Here is a 17,550-nt window from a genome sequence, read left to right on the forward strand (position 1 = left end):
CATTCGCGACGTGGTGGCCTAAGCGGCGGTGGCCGACCGGTCGGCCCGGACCAGGCTCGGCGAGCACCACCGCCTCGACTTCGTCGGCTCGGCCCCGGAGGTCGACCTCACCGCCATCGCCGGGCAGAGGGAGCGGATCCACCGCGGCTGGGCCCGATCACCCGCGAGCAGTTCGAGCACGACGCCGGGCCGGACGGTGCGCTGCTCGCCGGCTCGCCCGCGACGGTCGCGACCGAGTTCGCCTCCGCCGCCAGGACGCGGGGGCCGGCCCGGTTCGACATGAAGTCCGGCCCGGTTCGACATGAAGTCCGGCCCGGTTCGACATGAAGTCCGGCCCGGTTCGACATGAAGTCCGGCCCGGTTCGACATGAAGCACAGCGTGGGCACCCTGCCGCACGAGAACCTCGTGCGCAGCATCGAGATCTACGGCATGTCGCTCACGCCGCTGGTCCGCGAGCTGTCGCGTAGCCGCCTGGGCGGGGTCGACGCAGCCGCTCAGGCCGAGTTCACGTAGCCGCTCAGGCCGGGCTCGCGTAACCACCCGGGCCGGGTTCACGTAGCCGCTCAGGCCGGGCTCGCCCCGAGGTACGCGAGCTGCGCCTCGACCGTCTTGCGGGCGGCGAACTCGCGCATGCCGTCGGTCGGGCCGTAGACCGCGGACAGCATGTCGTCGACGCCGCTCACCCCCGCCGCGAGCAGGGTGCGCACCTGGTCCAGCCGTTCGTGCCGGTGGCGCAGGAGCGTGTGCAGCGCCGTGACCGGATCGGGTACAAGGGGGCCGTGCCCCGGTGCGACGAGGCGGACGCCGCGGTCGTCGGCCAGCCCGGCGAGGCGTTCGAGGGTGGTGAGGTAGTTCCCGAGGTCGCCGTCCGGCCAGGCGATGATGGTCGACCCGCGGCCCAGGAGCGTGTCCCCGGTCAGGAGCAGGCCCTCGGCCGGGAGCAGGAGGCAGAGCGAGTCGGCGGTGTGCCCGGGGGCGGCCAGGACCCCGACGCGCAGCCCGCCGGCCGTGAGCACCTCTCCGTCCGCCGGCTGGTCGTTGCCCGCACCCCGCACGGGCGCACCGGTGAGCGCACCGAGGCGGTGTGTGGCCTCGGCGTGGTCGCGGTGGTGGTGGGTGAGCACGATCAGGGTGATCCGGCCGCCGTCCCGCTCGGCGACGGTACGCACCCGCCCCAGGTGCTCCTCGTCGAGCGGTCCCGGGTCGACGACGACGGCCTCGGCGGCGCCGGGCTCGCGAAGGACCCACGTGTTGGTCCCCTCGAGCGTCATGGGGCCACCGTTCGGGGCCAGCACGCACGTGGCGCGGTCCGACACCCTCCCGCCGCTCCACCGCCCGCCGGCCACCGCATGACCGTCGATGCTCATCGGTGCCCTCCCTCCGTCGCGAGTACACGCACCACAGGCCACGCGCCACGGGTGACATCCTGCCGCACCGTCCACAGGCGCCGCCCGCGATGTCCGTGGCTTGCGCTTGAGTGGAGGCATCAGCCGAAGGAGGCGACGATGATGTCCCGTGAATCACTCCAGACCCTCAACACCCACACGCTCATCGGCAACACCGAGCACCGCGGCACGGCCTGGCACTATCGGGCGGACCTGCAGGGCCCGACGCCGAACCACTATCCCGGTCCGATCCCCGTGGCCGATGTGGCCCGGCGGCTGTTCCACTGGCGGGCGGAGACGGCGCCGTTCGCGCTGGAACGGCCCGCCACCCCGCACACGATGACCCACCTCGGTGAGGACGGCGCACCGATGCGTTGGGAACGCGTCCGGGACCGGCAGGCGGTCGTGCGCTCCGACCGCAGCGACGGCACCGTGCTCGGCGTCTTCACCGACCAGTACGTGCCGCACCAGTACGCCGACTACCTGCTCACCTCGCTCGCCAACATCCTCGACGACTCGCTGTCGATCAGTTCGGCCGGCCTGCTCCGCAACGGCGCGGTCGCCTGGGTCGAGGTCAGTGTGCCGGAGTCGATCACCACGCCGGAGGGTGTGCGGTTCAGACCCAACCTGCTGGCGACGACAACGCTCGACGGCACCCTCGCCACCACGTACAAGCGCACGGTGACCGACGTGGTGTGCGACAACACGCGCAACGCCGCCCTGCTCGAGCGCGGACAGGACATCAAGATCCGTCACTCCAGGGCCTCGGAGCTGAAGCTGGACACCGCCCGGCGCGCGCTCGCCCTCGTCCACACCACCGCGGACGCGTTCGCCGCGGAGATCGCCGAGCTGTGCCGCATCGAGATCGACCACCGCACCTGGAGCCGGTTCCTGGACTCGTGGGTCCCGATGACCGACGCCGGCGGCGAGCGGCTCACCCCGCGTGCAGCCAAGGTCGCCGAGAAGAAGCGCGAGGCGCTCGCCACCCTGTACCGGCACGACGACCGGGTCGAGCCGTGGGGCGGGACGGCCCACGCGGTGCTGCAGGCGGTGAGCACCTACGAGCACCACGCCAGTCCCATGCGCGGCCCGTCCCGCCCGCAGCGCAACATGCTACGCACGGTCACCGGCGAGTTCGCAGCGCTCGACTCGGCGGCGTGGCACGTGCTGACCCGCGTGCTGGCCGGGGCCTGACCCCGGTGTGCTCGCGGGACCGGGCACGATCGGTTAGCCGTCGGTTCGTGAGACGCCCGTCAGAGCGCGCGGCTCATGGAGCCCCGCAGCGCCCACGCCCCCAGCACCAGGAGGATCACGGCCATCCCGGTCAGCACGCCGAGCTGTGGCAGCACGTCGACGATGCCGCCGTCGTGGCGCTGGATCTCGGCAAACGCCTCGTAGGCCCAGGCGTGGGGGGTGATGTGGGCGACGGTCCGCAGGGTGTCGGGGAACAGCTCGAGCGGGAGCATGCTCCCGCCGAGCGCGGCGAGCACGAGACCGAGGCCGACACCCACGCCGGAGGCCGCGGCCTCGTTGTCGAGGAGTGAGCCGATCAGCATCGCGGCGCCGGCCGCGACCGCGGAGAAGGCCACCAGCACGAGCATGGAGGCATAGACGTTCCCCCAGCTCACGCCGAAGAGCAACGCGGTCGCGACCATGATGTACACGCCCTGGAACGCGGCGATGACGAACCGCCCCAAGGCCTGGCCGCCGAGGGTCTGACCGGCCGAGACGGGGGCGGCCAGGGTGCGGGCGGTGACACCGTACCGGCGCGACTGGATCAGGGTGGCCGAGCCGGCCAGCGAGATGAGGAAGACGAACAGCAGGGTCTCCCCCGCGGCGCCGACGTCGAAGCCGCTGACCCCGGCGAAGGCCTGGGCGATCTCGTTCACGTCGACGACCTCGATGCTCGAGGGGGTGGTGTGTGCGCGCGCCTGGGTCAACGCCTGTGCCGCCTGCTCGGCCCCGAGCCCCGCGTCGGTCAGAGCCTGAAGCTGGCCTCGCTCCGCCGTCACGGCCTGTACGGCCGTCTGCACCTGCTGGAACGTCACGGGCGAGCCGGCCTGGGACCCGAGGATCACCTCGAGCTCGACATCCTGCGCGGCGGCGAAGGCGGTCGCCACATCGTCGGGCACCAGGATGCCCACATCGGTGCGCCCGCGCGCGAGCTGCTCCCGGACGCGATCGGGCTCGCCGAGGGTGACGGCCACGTCGTCGGCCGCGAGCTGGGTGACCAGCGCGGCCCGCAGCTCGCTCGGGTCACCGGCTATCGCGACCCTGCCCGAGCTGCCGCCGCCGAACTGGGCGCCGATCAGCAGTACGAGGATGAGCGGGAAGATGAACACGAAGAAGATGTTGGACCGGTCGCGCAGGAAGCGTCGCAGCTCCAGCGCCGCGATGGCGAGCGTGGCCCTCACAGTGCCCTCCCCCGGTCCGGGACGATCCGGGCGACGCCCAGGCTGACGACCGCGAAGCCGAGCATGTACAGCACCGGGACGCCGATGTCGACGATCCCCCCGCCACCGGAGGAGATCCCCAGCCCGCGGATGAATGCCGCGATGGGGTTCAGGTCGAGGAGGGTGCCGAGGATCCCGCGGGCGTTCAGCGGGAAGAACGCTCCGCCGGCGATGCCGAGGAGGATCGCCAGGATCGACTGGACGATGTTGGCCTGCTCGGCCGTGCGGGAGACCCGGGCGATGATGAACATCAGGGACGTCGCCGCCGCCACGGCACACAGGATGAGGGCCGCGACGGTGACCGGCGAGCCGAAGTCGACGTCGAAGAGCACCGAGCCGATGGTGAGCAGCACGCTCGTGGCGACCACCCCGAGGATGAAGCTGACCAGGCCCTTGGCGGCCACGATGAAGCTGCGCCTCATGGGCATCGAGAGCAGGCGCGCCATGGTGCCCTGCTCACGCTCGGCGACGAGGCCGAGCACCCCGAACCCGACCGTGAAGAGCAGGAAGAGGCCTGCCTGCCCGGCGACCAGCGCACCCAGGGCGGTGAGCTGTTCGGAGGCCGCCTCGCCCTCCACGATGGTGACGTCGGGTGCGGCGGTGGCCGCGGCCTGGGCGAGCTGAGCCAGCTGGTCAGGCGGCAGCTGGGCGGTCGTGCCGGCGACCGCGGTGACCATGCCGGCGTCGAACTGCCTCAGCACGCCCTCGATCACCGAGATCAGGACGGCGGTCTCCACGCCCGAGCCTTCGCCCTGGATGATGTCGACCACGGCGCCGGAGCCGGAGGAGATCGTCGCGCCGAAGTCGTCGGGGACGATGATGCCCAGCTGCACCTCTTCGTCGTCGATCATCCGCCGGACCTCGTCGGCCGAGACCTCGCTGGCGGTGACCTCCACCGCGCCCTGGTTCACGGTGGCGTCGACCAGGGTGTCGGCGAGCGGGTCTTCGGCCGGGGCGCTGACGGCGACCGCGACCTCGTCCAGCTCGAGATCGGTGGCGGCGCCGAACGTGAAGTTGAAGACGACCATGAGCGCGAGCGGCACGATGACGGCGAAGATGATGACGGACTTGTCCCGCACCCGCTGGCGCAGGTCGGAGGCCGTCATGGTCCAGAGCTGGCGCACGTCAGTCCCTCAGGGCCTTGCCGGTCAGGTGCAGGAACACCGACTCCAGGTCGGGACGGGTGATCTCCACGTCGCTGAGCGTCATCCCGGCACCGGTGGCGCCGGTGACGATGCCGGCGACGGCGGAGGGCGCGTCCCGCACGGTCAGCATGAGCGTGTGCCGGTCCGCGTCGACGTGATCCACGGCGGGCAGCGCCCCGAGCGCAGCGGCCACCGCCGGGATGTCGCCCGAGCCGGTGAGGCGGACGTGATCGACGCCGCCGACGAGGCGGATCAACTCGTCGCGGGTGCCCTCGGCCTGGATCCGGCCGGAGTCCACGATGGCGATCCGGTCGCAGAGCCGCTCCGCCTCCTCCATGTAATGGGTCGTGTAGAGCACGGCCATGCCCTCGCCGGAGAGCGCCTCGACGGACTCGAGGATCGAGTTGCGGGACTGCGGGTCCACCCCGACGGTCGGCTCGTCGAGGATGAGGAGCGAGGGCTGGTGCAGCAGGCCGATCCCGATGTTGAGCCGGCGCTTCATGCCGCCCGAGAACTCCTTGGTCGCGTCCTTCGCGCGCTCCGCGAGCCCGATGAGCTCCAGCACCTCCTGGACGCGGTGGGTGAGCTCCTTCCCACGCATCCCCTGCAGGCGGCCGAAGAAGGTGAGGTTCTCCCTGGCCGTGAGCTCGGGGTAGATCGCGAGGTCCTGCGGGACGAGGCCGATGTGCCGCTTGGGCTCGACCTGACTGGTGGTCATCGGCAGGCCCGCGACGGTCACGGTGCCGCTGTCCGCGGGCAGCAGGCCGGCCGTCATGGAGATGGTGGTGGTCTTGCCCGCACCGTTCGGGCCGAGGAGCCCGTATGTCTCGCCCTGCGCGATGTGGAAGCTGACGCCGTCGACGGCGACGAGGTCACCGAACCGCCGGTGGAGGTCGGTCACCTCCAGCACGTAGGGGCCTGCTCCGTCCTCGGTGGGACTGGGAGTGTCGAGCGCGGCCGTCATCGCTGCTCCTCGTCGGGTTGTCGACAGCTGGTCCGCGCGCCATGCTTCCACAGCCCCCACCGGCGAGGTCTCGGACATGCGGCCTTCTGTGCGAAGACTCTGACATGACTATCAGTCGTTAGTTTTCGCATGACGCGGTCGAACGGCCGTCGGCCGGCAGGGCGGGCGACCGCGGCCGGGCCAACCCGGGAACGCGCCGGGGCAGACGGATGCCCCGCACGGGCGGCGCCCACGGTAGACATTCCCCATGACCAAGCGCACTCTCACCCCCTCGATCACACTGAACAACGGCGTCGTCATCCCACAGGTCGGGTTCGGCGTCTTCCAGGTTCCGGAAGACCAGACCCAGCGGGCGGTCGAGGCAGCACTGGAGGCCGGCTACCGCCACATCGACACCGCGGCCGCGTACTACAACGAGGCCGGCGTCGGCGCGGCGCTGCGCGCGGTGGGCCTGCCCCGCGAGGACGTCTTCATCACGACCAAGCTGCGCAACGGCGACCAGGGCCACGACTCCGCGCTCCGCGCCTTCGACGCCTCGGCAGCCGCGCTCGGCCTCGACGTCGTCGATCTCTACCTGATCCACTGGCCGGTCCCGAGCAAGGATCTCTACGTCGAGAGCTGGCACGCCCTGAGCAGGCTCCTCGACGACGGCGCGGTGCGGGCCATCGGCGTGTCGAACTTCCTCCCCGAGCACCTGCGCCGGCTGCTCGCCGAGAGCGACGTGGTGCCCGCCGTCAACCAGGTCGAGGTGCACCCGACGTTCCAGGACCCGGCGACCCTCGCCGCGACCGCCCAGGCGGGCGTCGCCGTCGAGGCCTACTCCCCACTGGGGCGCGGGCAGGATCTCGACGCGGGCGCCGTCACCCGGATCGCCCGGGACCGCGAGGTCACCCCGGCCCAGGTGATCCTGCGCTGGCACCTCCAGCAGGGCCGGATCGTCATCCCGAAGTCGGCGACGCCGGCGCGTATCGCCGAGAACTTCGACGTCTTCGGCTTCGAGCTCGACGCCGACGAGGCCGCACGGATCTCCGCGCTCGACAGCCCGGCACGGATCGGCACCGATCCGGGGGTCGCGGCCATGACCCAGATGCGCTGACCCCTGGGAGAGCGCGCGCCTTGCCGATACGGTGGCCAAGCGCCGTCGGCGCAGGGACGCGGAGCGTCCGCGTGCCTCGAACCGCAGGAGGACACCCATGCCCACGCCCATCGTCAACAAGGCCAGCGCTGTGTGGAACGGGGACCTGTTCACCGGGTCCGGCAGGACGAGCCTCGACACATCCAAGGCCGGCTCCTTCGACGTGAACTGGAAGGCCCGCGCCGAGGAGTCGGGCGCCGTGACCACGCCCGAGGAGCTCATCGCCGCCGCACACGCAACGTGCTTCGCCATGCAGTTCTCCAACGAGCTCAAGAGCAACGACACCCCGCCGACCCAGCTCGACACGAACGCCGAGGTCACGTTCGTCGCCGGGAGCGGGATCACGGGCATCCACCTCACCGTCGCCGGGCAGGTACCGGGGATCACCGCCGAGGGCTTCGCCCGCATCGCCGAATCGGCCAAGGCGAACTGCCCCGTCTCCCAGGCGCTGGCGGCTGTCGAGATCACCCTGACGGCCTCGCTCGCCTGACGGGCGCCCCGTCAGCGGGGCACGTCGACCGCGGCGTGGTGATCGTGGCGCCGCTCGGCCCGGCATCGGCCGGCAGGAGAGCCCGGACCTGATCCGAGGGTCCGGGCTCTCCTGCGGCCCCCGCGGCGCCCACGAAGCGGCTGCGGTCGCGCACGCAGAGCGCGAGCACCGCGTTGGGGTGGGTGGCGCCCAGGTCGCTCCTGCACCAGGTCGGCGTGGGTGAGGTCGGTGAGGTCAGGACCGACCAGGTCGGCGCGGGTGAGGCCGGCGAGGTCGGGACCGACCAGGTCCGCGAGCGTGCGCCGAGCCGGGACGACGAGGCCGTGCCGGTGCGGCCGGAGCGGAGGTGGGGATCGCGCTCGTCGGCGTCCAGCGCTCCCGCCGTACCCTCGGCGGGCGGTGCCCCGGTGGCGTTGCCGGGTGTGGTCAGCGGCGCACCCCGCGCGTGGGCACGGCGGCGCGTGGATCCTCGGGCCAGGAGTGCCTGGGGTAGCGGCCCCGCATCTCACCGCGCACCTGCGGGTACGCGGCATCCCAGAACGACTCCAGGTCCGCTGTCACCGCCAGTGGCCGGCGGGCCGGGGAGAGCAGGTGGAGCACCAGCGGCACCCGCCCGTCCGCGAGCGTCGGCACGTGCGCCCAGCCGAAGACCTCCTGCAGACGGACGGCGAGCACGGGCGGGTCGTTCTCGTAGTCGACGCGCACGTGGGATCCGCTGGGCACCTGGACCTGTTCGGGTGCGAGCTGGTTCAGGCGTCCCGCGACCTGCCAGGGCAGCAGCCGGCGTAGCCCCGCGAGGACGTCGACGCGCCGCAGGTCCCGGTCGGTGCGCACCCGGGCAAGATCCGGCCCGAGCCAGTCGTCGAGACCGACGAGCAGGGCGTCGTCGGAGACGTCGGGCCATGGCTCCCCCAGCGCCCGGTGGAGGAAGGCGAGGCGGCGGCGCAGCGCGACGGTGGCCGGTGGCCACGGCAGCGCGCCGAGCCCGTCCCGGGCCAGGCCGTCCCGGACCGCGCCGTGCACCGCCGCCGCCGGCGGGTTCGCGATCTTCTCCTGACTCAGCTCGATGGCCCCCAGGGACACGGTGCGGCGGGCGACGACCCGCCCACCCGTCCACGACACCTCGTCGTCCTCGTGGAGCAGCGCGGGGGCGGCGTCGAGCGCGAGGTCGGCGTCGATGGGCGCGGCGGAGCGGATGACGGCGTCGCGGCGGCCCGCACCCCGGTCCGCCTCCGCGACCGCGAGCCACGGCTGACCCGTGAGCGCCGACGCGGGCGGCAGTGCGGCGCCGGTGCCCGAGGTCATGAGATAGGTGGTGCCGCCCGGGCGCAGGCGCGCGATACGGTCCGGGTGCGCGAGCGCGGTGACGAGGCCGACCGCCACATCGTCGGTGACCCGCTCCGCCGTGCCCCGCTCCGCCGTGCCTCGCTCCGGTCCGGCCGACGGCGGGCCGGCCGGTGTGGGGCCGGCCGACGGCGGGCCAGCCGGTGTGGAGCCGGCCGACCCCGGTCCGGCCGACGTGGAGCCAGGCGGCGCCGGTCCGGCCGGCGCCAGGCCACCCGATCGCCGGCCGGCGAGCGTCCGCTCGAACCGTCGCACCGCCGTCGTCCAGCTCGTGTGCTGGGGGCCGCCGCGGCGCACGGATCGCAGCGCGGCGACGAGGTCCCCGCCCGGGGGGCGCACGTCCTCGGCGAGCAGGGCGACGACCTCCGCCGCGCGTCGCGGCCCCAGGACCCCCGCGGAGTCCAGCAGCGCGCGGGCGAGGCGTGGATCGGCTCCCACGCCGGCGATCGCGCGCCCACGGGTCGTCACCGCGCCGGCCTCGTCGACGGCGTCGAGCCCGAGCAGCGTCTCGCGCGCGGCCGCCATGGCACCAGCGGGCGGCGGGTCGAGCAGGGCGAGGCCCGTGCCGTCAGGGCTGCCCCAGCAGGCGAGCTCGAGAGCGAACGAGGTGAGGTCGGCCGTCGCGATCTCCGGCACGGGGTGCTCGCGCAGGCGAGCGTCGTCGGCCTCGGACCAGCACCGGTACACGGCACCGGCGCCCTCGCGCCCGGCTCGGCCGGCGCGCTGGCGGGCGGCGGCACGGCTCACGCTCACCGTGACGAGCCCGGCGAGCCCGCGGCGGTGGTCGGTGCGCGGCTCGCGGGAGAACCCGGCGTCGACGACGACCCGCACTCCCGGCACGGTCAACGACGACTCGGCGACAGCGGTCGAGATCACCACGCGCCGCCGCGGGCCCGGGATGAGCGCGAGGTCCTGCTCGTGGGTGGGCAGGCGTCCGTGGAGGGGGCGTACGTCGGCGTCGACGCCGGCGAGCCGCCGGGCCACGCCGCCGACCTCGGCGGCGCCGGGAACGAACACGAGGACGTCGCCGTCCTGCTCGGCGAGCACCCGACGGGTGGTGGCGGCGACGTGGTCGAGGAACGCCGGGGTGACGCCGCGCTCGTCGGTGCGGGCGACGCGCGGTGGCGGTGGGCACCAGCGCACCGCCACCGGGAAGAGCGAGCCCTCGACGGCGACGACGGGCACCCCCGCCGCCGCACCGGTGCGCGAACCGGTTCCTCCCCCACCGAGCAGCACGGCGGTGCGTTCCGCCTCGACGGTCGCCGACATGGCGACGGTCGCCAGGTCGTCGCGCAGGTTGGCGCGCACGTCGACGAGCAGCGCGAGGGTCAGGTCGGCGTCCAGGTGCCGCTCGTGCACCTCGTCCAGCACCACCGCGCCGACTCCGGGCAGGTCGGGGTCACGCTGGAGGCGGCGCAGCAGCACACCGGAGGTGACGAACTCGATGCGGGTGTCCGGCCCGGAGCTGCGGTCCCCCCGGACGGCATACCCGACGGTCCGCCCCATGGGTTCGCCCAGGAGCGCGGCGAGTCGTCGCGCGGCGGCCCGAACGGCCAGGCGCCGCGGCTGGGTGACGACCACACGCCCGGCGACGACCGACGCCAGCGCGGGCGGGACGAGTGTGGTCTTTCCGGTACCCGGCGGCGCCTGCACGACGGCGGCCCCGTGGTCCCGGACAGCGGCGAGGAGGTCGTCGATCCCGTACCGGACCGGCAGGTCCGGCGGGGTGGCCAGGAGTGCGCCGATGGGGTCGTTCGCCACCCGGGCAGTGTGCCTCATCCCGCACCCGATCCCCCACACCCGGCACCTACACTTGGCTGGCCATGCAATGCGCCTACCTCGATGCGGACCTGTGTCGATCCTGCACCCTCCTGGACCGGGCGTACCCTGCCCAGCTGGCGGGGAAGCAACGGCACGCACAGCAGGTCCTCGCCGGGCACGTCACCGAGTGGCTCCCGCCCGTGGCGAGCCGGGAGTCGGGGTTCCGCAACAAGGCCAAGATGGTCGTCACCGGTACGGTCGAGCACCCCCGGCTCGGCATCCTCGACGCACGCGGCCAAGGCGTCGACCTGCGCCACTGCGGCCTGTACACCGACGGCCTGCGGGCATCCTTCCCACCCATCGCGGAGTTCATCACGCGGGCCGGGCTGGTGCCCTACGACGTCCCGGGCCGGCGCGGCGAGCTGAAGTACGTGCTCGTCACCGAGTCCCCCGGCGGGGAGCTCATGCTCCGGTTCGTCCTGCGCACCGAGGACCGGGTCGCCCGCATCCGCACGCACCTCCCGACGCTGCTGGTCGCCCTGCCGAACCTCGTGGTCGTCTCCGCGAACATCCACCCCGAGCACAAGGCCGTGCTCGAGGGCGAGCGCGAGATCCTCCTGACCGAGCGGTCCACGCTGACGATGCATCTGGGCGGCATCGACCTGCACCTGCGCCCGCAGAGCTTCTTCCAGACCAACACCGAGATCGCCGCCGCGCTGTACCAGCAGGGCCGCGAGTGGGTCGAGGACGCCGCGCCGGCGTCGGTGTGGGATCTGTACAGCGGCGTCGGGGGCTTCGCCCTGCACTGCGCCGCCCCGGGCCGCGACGTCATCGGCGTCGAGACGAGCGCGGAGGCGGTGGCGAGCGCCCAGGCGAGCGCCACCCAGGCCGGGCTCGACGCCCGCTTCCGCGCCGACGACGCCACCGCCTTCGCCCTCGGCGCCGAGCACGCGCCGGAGCTGGTGATCGTCAACCCACCCCGGCGCGGGCTCGGCCCCGAGCTGGGCGCCTGGCTGGAGCGGTCGGGCGTGCGGCGGGTGGTCTACTCGAGCTGCAACGTCACGTCCCTGGAGCGCGACCTGGCGGTGATGCCGTCGCTGGCCGCACGGCGCGGCCGGCTCTTCGACATGTTCCCGCACACCCGGCACGCCGAGGTCATGGTGCTCCTCGAACGCCACTGAGCAACCACGCTCAGCCACCGCCCATCAGTGCACAACGAGGCTCAACGCCCCGGCGAACCGGTCGGCCACATCGTCTCGGCGGCCGCGTCGTCCGCGTCGCGCAGGACACGCAGCACGTTGCCACCCGCGAGCGCGGCGAGGTCCGTGCGGGACCAACCCCGCTCGGCGAGCGCCTCGAGGAGCCGCGGGTAGCCGGAGACGTCCTCGAGGCCGTCGGGAAGCCGGTCGACGCCGTCGTAGTCACCGCCGAGTCCGAGGTGCTCGATCCCGGCGACCTCGCGGGCATGCCCCAGGTGCGCGACGACGTCGTCGATGCCGACCCGCGGCCGCGGGTGGTCGGCCTCCCACGCGGCGAGCCGGGCCGCGAACGCGATCTCCGGGTCGGCCGCGGCGTTCTCCTCGGCGACGGCGGCAGCCGCCTCGCCGGGCCGGGGTGCCCGGGGCCAGTGCCAGTCGCCGCCGCCGAGGGCCTCGTGGACCGCGGTGGTCCAGGCCGCGACCGCGGGCGAGACGAACTTGGGCACGAACGTGACCTGCAGTACGCCGCCGTTGCCGGCCAGCCGCTCCAGGACGGCGTCGGAGGCGTTGCGCGGGTGGTCGCACTCGGCCCGGCAGGCCGAGTGGGAGAAGATGACCGGGGCCGTGGCGACGTCGAGCGCGGCGTGCTGGGTCCTCTCCGCGGTATGGGAGAGGTCGACGAGCATGCCGATGCGGTTCATCTCCGCCACCACGGCGCACCCCTCGGCGGTCAGGCCGCCGACGGCGGGCACGTCCGTGGCGGAGTCGGCCCAGGAGACGTTGTCGTTGTGCGTGAGCGTCATGTACCGCACGCCGAGACGCGCGAACATGCGCAGCGCACCGAGCGATCCGCCGATCGAGTGGCCACCCTCGGCACCGAGCAGGGATGCGATCCGGCCCTGGGCGAACACGGCGCGGACGTCGTCGGCGGTGCACGCGAGGGCGAATGTGTCCGGGTAGCGGGCGATCAGCCGGTGCACGGCGTCGATCTGCTCGAGCGTGCCCAGCACGGCGTCGGGCCCGCTCAGGGTCGACGGGACGAACACGGACCAGAACTGGGCGCCGATCCGGCCCGAGCGCAGCCGCGGGATGTCGGTGTGCAGACCGGCCCGGACGGCGTCGAGGCCCTCGACGGCGTAGCCCGCGGTGGTGCGCAGCGCATACGGCAGGTCGTTGTGCCCGTCGATCAGCGGCGTGGTGGACAGCACCTCGGCGACGAGGGTGGCGGCGTCGGTCATCCGTTCATGATCCCACCACCACCACCCCCGCCGACGGCCGGGCGGCGGGCGGCGGGCGGCGGGCGGCAGGCGGCGGGCGGCGGGCGGCGGGCCCGGTCTACGGCAGCACGTGCGTCAGTGCGGCACGCAGCGTGGGGTGCCGGAAACGGTAGCCGCTCGCGAGCAGCCGGTCGGCGGCCACTCGCTGGCTCGCGTACGCCAGCTCGGTCGCGCCCTCAGCGCCCACCACCAGCGGCGGGCCGAACTTCGGCACGGGTATCGCGGCCGGGCGGTGGAGGACCTGACCCAACGTGCGGGCGTACTCCGCGCCGGTGACCGGCTCGGGGCCGACGGCATTGAGCGGACCTGCCAGGTCGTCGTCGAGCACGGCGTGGAGGTAGACGGAGACGACGTCGTCGATGGAGATCCAGCTCTGCCACGCGTCGCGGGCGAGCGGGCCGCCGAGCCCGACCGCGTACAGCGGGAGGAGCCGGGCGAGCGGCCCCCCGACGGGCGTCTGGACCAACCCGGTGCGCACCCGGACCACGCGCACGCCGGCATCGGCCGCCGGGTCGGTGGCGCCCTCCCAGGCGCGGCACACCTCCGCCAAGAAGCCGGTGCCGGGCGGCGTCGCCTCGCTCAGCGGCGCGGGGTCGGGGTCCGCGCCGTGCGGCTGGGCACCGTAGTACCCGATGGCCGAGGCGGACACGAGTGCCCGGGGCCGGCCGTCGTCGGCGAGGCGCGCCAGGGTGCGGGCCAGCAGCAGCGTGCCGGTCACCCGGCTGGCGAGGATCTCCTCCTTGGCGCGCGGCGTGAAGTGCCCACCGATGGTGCGCCCGGCGAGATGGACGACGGCGTCCACGTCGCGCAACGCCTCGGGGTCCAACCGGCCGGCCGCCGGGTCCCAGGACACCTCGCCCGGGTGGCGCGGCGCGTGGCGCACGAGCCGCAGCACGCGGTGGCCGCCCCCGGTCAGCAGCGCGCACACCTGGGTGCCGATGAGACCGGACGCGCCGGTGACGGCGACGGTCCGGGGACCGGCGCCCGCGTGGGCGGCATGGAGGTCGAGGTCGCCGCGGATCTGCTCGGCCCGGTACTCGAACGTGCGACGCAGGGTGGGCAGCAGCGCCCGGGCCACCACGTCCCCCGCCCCGCCCGGCAGCCGCCGCTCCCCCGGCACCTCGAACTCGACCCGGTCGGTCATGACGGTGCCGCCGGCTCCGTCGTCGTCGAAGAGGTGCGTGTGCACCCAGCTGCGCAGGGGACCGGTGACCATGGTGTCGCGGAAGGACCGGGGCGGGTCATACCCGTCGTGGCGGGCGGTCCAGGTGACCTCGGGCCGGCGCAGACGGTCGGGGACGATGCCGGGCCACGGGACGGCCCGGGCGAGCGCGCCCAACCCGACGCCGAGCACACCCGGCCCACCGATGCCGAGGCGGGCGGTGGAGCCGTCGCGGATCCCGTCGTCGGGCTCGGCCAGCACGGAGCCGCCGAACGGCGGGCTCAGCCGGACCAGGGCGCCGGGGCGCTCGAACCAGGCGAAGACCTGCTCCCGCGGGTACGGCAGGGCCGTGGTGTGCACGAAATGGGCCATGCCACCATCGTGTCACCACCGGTGCGCACCTGCGTCGCCGACACCAATCCGGGCGACGTCGTCGCAGGTGGGACCGGTGTCGCGGACCTTCGTCCCGTGACTGGGATCACGTGTCTACGGATCATGAGGCATGGGATACGACGACCGCATCAGGGACCTCACCGACCTGGAGTGCTGGGAGCTGCTCGAGGCGAACGACCTCGCCCGCCTGGCCGTCAGCGTCGAGGACCGTCCGGACATCTACCCGATCACCTACGTCAGCCACGGCGGCATGCTGTACGTGCGCACGCTCCACGGCAGCAAGCTGCTCGGTCTGGTCATCAACAACCAGGTCGCGGTGGAGGTCGACCACGTCCACGAGGACTCCGCGACGAGCGTCGTGGTGCACGGCAGTGCCCGCCGCCTCGAGTCCGAGGCGGAGGTCCAGGCCGCGTCCGAACTGCCCCTACGCACCAGGCTCGACATCGCCGAGCCCGTGTACGTCGAGATCATCCCGAGCGAGGTGAGCGGCCGCGCCTTCGACTTCTCACCCCGCGTCCGCTAGCGGCGCCCGCCGAGCGCACACGCGCCAACAGGCCCTCACCGGCGCGAGTTTCCGCAGAAACGCACCAGGAGGGCCTGTTCGACAGGCCGGGCGGGCGAGGCCCGTTCGTGCAGCTCTGTGACTCAGCTGGCCAGCGCGGCCACGACGGGCCGCTCACCGACGATCGCGCCGTCGAGGACCTTCTCGGCGTTGTCCTCGACGATCTCCATGGCGAGGGCGAGCTCCGCGACGAGCGGCTTGCGGGCGGTCTTGAGCATGTCCTTCTCCCCGGCGGAGAGGCCCTTCTCCTCCAGTCGGCGGCTGAGGTCACGCACGACACCGGCGATGATATAGAGGTCCCCCGTGCAGAGCTTCTCGTTGTTCTCCTTGAACCGGCGCGACCACGCCTGCTCCTCGTGACCGGTCGGGGCACCCAGGACCTCGAGGAGGGACTCGACCTGGTCGGGCCCGAAGACCTCGCGCAGGCCGACCTCGTCCGCCTTCTCGAGCGGGACGCTGATGACGAGGTTGGTGTGCTGGACGGTCAGGGTGATGTAGGTTGTCGGGACTCCGCGGATCTGGCGGGTCATGATCTCCGTGACGGTGGCCGGCCCGTGGTGCGGGTGGACGATGATCTGACCTTCGGTGAACTGCATGAAGTTGGAGCCTCCCGTTTGTTGCGTGAGCGCCTCGCTCGACAGTCTGCCCGGGAGCGGGTCCCGTGCTTTCAGTCGCCCCGGCCCGCCGGCGCGGGCCACCCTGGCGGGGTGTCCGTGCGGCGATGGGAACGCACAGACGTGATGTCCCCAGTCGGCTGGGAGCGTCCGGTCTTTGCGAGTCGGCCCCCCTATTGTCTCAAACTTTGGCCCTACGTGGGCCGGTTCGTTCGTCACGGCGCGCGAAGGGGACGCCGGCGACCGCCCACCGCCCCCGGGGACGCGGGGATCAAGGTACTTCCGGGCGCGGAATCGAGGTCGTGAGTCGACTGCCGCTCCCCCACGGTGCTCCAGACCCGGTCCGAGCTGGTGGTGCTCGGGAGTGGACGACCCGGCCGTCAGGAACGCCGCGAGCACCCGCGACGATTCCCGCGTGTCGGCGCGGACCCGGTGGATCGCCTCGTCCGGCGCCGTGTCGGCGGCATCGGGCGGAGCACGCGGGTGCTGCGCCCACCGGTGCCCGTCACACCTGCGCGTCGACCTGATGCGTGAGTATGACAAAGTCGCTCCAGGTGGGGCCACTTCAGGTTGCCATACTCAGATACACGTGCCGTCGCCTAGTCTGCGGGGCGTGGCACCGGCCGGTGCCGGTCATTCCTGCGCGAGCCTGTCCGCCAGGTCGACGAGCGAGCACCAGCTCCGGCGCGATGAAGTAGTCAGGGTACTGCTCCCCCGACCGCGCCAGGTAAGCGGTCCGCATCCCGACCCGCGCGGCGCCGTCGATGTCCCACGGGTGGACCGCGACGAGCATCGCTCGCTCTGCCGGGACCGCACACCTGGTGAGTGCGTACCGGTAGGCCTCCGGCGCCGGCTTCCACCGGGCGGTGTCCTCGACGCTCAAGACGGCCTCGAAGCTGCCGCGCAGGCCCGCCCGCCCGAGCAGGCCCGCGGCCACACTGGTCGCCCCGTTGCTCAGCGTGACCAGTCGGATCCCGAACCCGGCCAGCCGACGGATGCCTTCGGGCACGTCCGGATGGACCTCGACCTCACCAAAGGCGGCCAGGACGCTCTCGGACGCAGTGTCCGGGTCCTCCACCCCGGCCGCCCGAAGCAGGCGCCGGGCGGTGGCGCGGGCGAGTACCCCGAACGGTTCGGCCCGGCCGGTGGCGGCGAGCGCGAAGCCGTCCCGGAGCACCTCGGCAAACCATTGCGCAGCGAGGTGCGCGGGGGCGCCAAGATGCTCCCACTGCGCCCGGAAGGGAGCCAGGTCGCTGAGGGTCTCGTTGACATCAAAGGCGATGAGGTCGGGTCGCGGGGTCATGGCACCATGGTGCCTCAATCGACCACGGTGGACGATGCGTTCTATGCCTGGTGAACCCGCTCGGCCGGGTCAGCTCTCTCGCCTCGGGCTCCACGTCACCATCGACGGTCGGCGCGAACACCTACGCGGTGCTGCCACCCGCGGGTTCCACAGCCGCACAACCACCTCGCCGGATCACTCGTGGAGGGCCGGCGCTTTCAAACACCACCTCCACCAAGGCACGCGACCAGCTCCGAACGTCGCACCGTCCTGATGCAATGATGCAATGATGCAATGATGCAATGATGCAATGATGCAATGATGCAATGATGCAATGATGCAATGATGCAATGATGCAATGATGCAATGATGCAATGATGCAA

General features: G+C 72.9%; 16 protein-coding genes. 6 read left to right on the forward strand and 10 right to left on the reverse strand.

What is annotated here, in order from left to right:
- The first annotated feature begins 367 nt into the window (after positions 1-367).
- A complete protein-coding gene (locus tag ACYC1Z_RS08305) occupies positions 368-514 on the forward strand; it encodes a hypothetical protein (protein ID WP_461409057.1) in 147 nt (48 codons plus the stop codon).
- Between the two features lie 50 nt (positions 515-564).
- Here ACYC1Z_RS08305 and ACYC1Z_RS08310 read toward each other — a convergent pair whose 3' ends face one another.
- The gene (locus ACYC1Z_RS08310) at positions 565-1,368 is read right to left on the reverse strand and encodes an MBL fold metallo-hydrolase (RefSeq protein ID WP_461409058.1); all 804 of its coding nucleotides are present in this window, start codon (positions 1,366-1,368) and stop codon (positions 565-567) included.
- Positions 1,369-1,506: 138 nt separating this feature from the next.
- Between ACYC1Z_RS08310 and ACYC1Z_RS08315 the strand changes: the two genes are divergently transcribed.
- Positions 1,507-2,580 carry a DUF932 domain-containing protein gene (locus ACYC1Z_RS08315; protein WP_461409059.1) on the forward strand — a complete coding sequence of 358 codons (1,074 nt, stop codon included), beginning with the start codon at positions 1,507-1,509 and terminating at the stop codon, positions 2,578-2,580.
- A gap of 59 nt (positions 2,581-2,639) precedes the next feature.
- Here the strand turns inward: ACYC1Z_RS08315 and ACYC1Z_RS08320 are convergent, their stop codons facing one another.
- The 3 genes from ACYC1Z_RS08320 to ACYC1Z_RS08330 are packed head-to-tail and all read right to left on the reverse strand — an operon-like array spanning position 2,640 to position 5,948.
- Positions 2,640-3,800, reverse strand: a complete 1,161-nt coding sequence (locus tag ACYC1Z_RS08320; RefSeq protein ID WP_461409060.1) for an ABC transporter permease — start codon at positions 3,798-3,800, stop codon at positions 2,640-2,642.
- Positions 3,797-4,963, reverse strand: coding sequence for an ABC transporter permease (locus ACYC1Z_RS08325; protein ID WP_461409061.1), 1,167 nt, complete (start codon positions 4,961-4,963; stop codon positions 3,797-3,799). The genes ACYC1Z_RS08320 and ACYC1Z_RS08325 overlap by 4 nt, the downstream gene beginning before the upstream one ends.
- 1 nt (position 4,964) lies before the next feature.
- The gene (locus ACYC1Z_RS08330) at positions 4,965-5,948 is read right to left on the reverse strand and encodes an ABC transporter ATP-binding protein (protein ID WP_461409062.1); all 984 of its coding nucleotides are present in this window, start codon (positions 5,946-5,948) and stop codon (positions 4,965-4,967) included.
- Positions 5,949-6,195: 247 nt separating this feature from the next.
- On the opposite strand from ACYC1Z_RS08330, the gene ACYC1Z_RS08335 reads away from it, so the two are divergent.
- Together ACYC1Z_RS08335 and ACYC1Z_RS08340 are read left to right on the forward strand one after the other, a co-directional pair.
- Complete coding sequence (locus ACYC1Z_RS08335; RefSeq protein ID WP_461409063.1) at positions 6,196-7,044, forward strand: aldo/keto reductase; 849 nt, start codon at positions 6,196-6,198, stop codon at positions 7,042-7,044.
- Between the two features lie 97 nt (positions 7,045-7,141).
- The gene (locus tag ACYC1Z_RS08340) at positions 7,142-7,573 is read left to right on the forward strand and encodes an OsmC family peroxiredoxin (protein ID WP_461409064.1); all 432 of its coding nucleotides are present in this window, start codon (positions 7,142-7,144) and stop codon (positions 7,571-7,573) included.
- A 426-nt stretch (positions 7,574-7,999) separates the two neighbouring features.
- On the opposite strand, the gene ACYC1Z_RS08345 is transcribed toward ACYC1Z_RS08340, so the two are convergent.
- A complete protein-coding gene (locus tag ACYC1Z_RS08345; RefSeq protein ID WP_461409065.1) occupies positions 8,000-10,696 on the reverse strand; it encodes an ATP-dependent RNA helicase in 2,697 nt (898 codons plus the stop codon).
- Positions 10,697-10,740: 44 nt separating this feature from the next.
- Between ACYC1Z_RS08345 and rlmC the strand changes: the two genes are divergently transcribed.
- Positions 10,741-11,859: a 23S rRNA (uracil(747)-C(5))-methyltransferase RlmC gene (rlmC, locus tag ACYC1Z_RS08350; protein ID WP_461409066.1), complete on the forward strand. Its 1,119-nt coding sequence runs from the start codon at positions 10,741-10,743 to the stop codon at positions 11,857-11,859.
- Between the two features lie 41 nt (positions 11,860-11,900).
- Here the strand turns inward: rlmC and ACYC1Z_RS08355 are convergent, their stop codons facing one another.
- On the reverse strand, positions 11,901-13,115 hold the full coding sequence (locus ACYC1Z_RS08355; RefSeq protein WP_461409067.1) for a dipeptidase: 1,215 nt from the start codon (positions 13,113-13,115) through the stop codon (positions 11,901-11,903).
- A 97-nt stretch (positions 13,116-13,212) separates the two neighbouring features.
- A complete protein-coding gene (locus ACYC1Z_RS08360; RefSeq protein ID WP_461409068.1) occupies positions 13,213-14,688 on the reverse strand; it encodes a TIGR01777 family oxidoreductase in 1,476 nt (491 codons plus the stop codon).
- A 130-nt stretch (positions 14,689-14,818) separates the two neighbouring features.
- Between ACYC1Z_RS08360 and ACYC1Z_RS08365 the strand changes: the two genes are divergently transcribed.
- A complete protein-coding gene (locus ACYC1Z_RS08365; RefSeq protein ID WP_461409069.1) occupies positions 14,819-15,232 on the forward strand; it encodes a pyridoxamine 5'-phosphate oxidase family protein in 414 nt (137 codons plus the stop codon).
- Positions 15,233-15,354: 122 nt separating this feature from the next.
- On the opposite strand, the gene ACYC1Z_RS08370 is transcribed toward ACYC1Z_RS08365, so the two are convergent.
- The 3 genes from ACYC1Z_RS08370 to ACYC1Z_RS08380 form a co-directional block, all read right to left on the reverse strand.
- The gene (locus tag ACYC1Z_RS08370) at positions 15,355-15,867 is read right to left on the reverse strand and encodes a CarD family transcriptional regulator (RefSeq protein ID WP_461409070.1); all 513 of its coding nucleotides are present in this window, start codon (positions 15,865-15,867) and stop codon (positions 15,355-15,357) included.
- A 583-nt stretch (positions 15,868-16,450) separates the two neighbouring features.
- The gene (locus ACYC1Z_RS08375; protein ID WP_461409071.1) at positions 16,451-17,188 is read right to left on the reverse strand and encodes a haloacid dehalogenase type II; all 738 of its coding nucleotides are present in this window, start codon (positions 17,186-17,188) and stop codon (positions 16,451-16,453) included.
- Between the two features lie 174 nt (positions 17,189-17,362).
- The coding region (locus ACYC1Z_RS08380) for a hypothetical protein (RefSeq protein ID WP_461409072.1) at positions 17,363-17,550 on the reverse strand (188 nt) is incomplete at its 5' end.

The organism is Georgenia sp. (assembly GCF_054605595.1).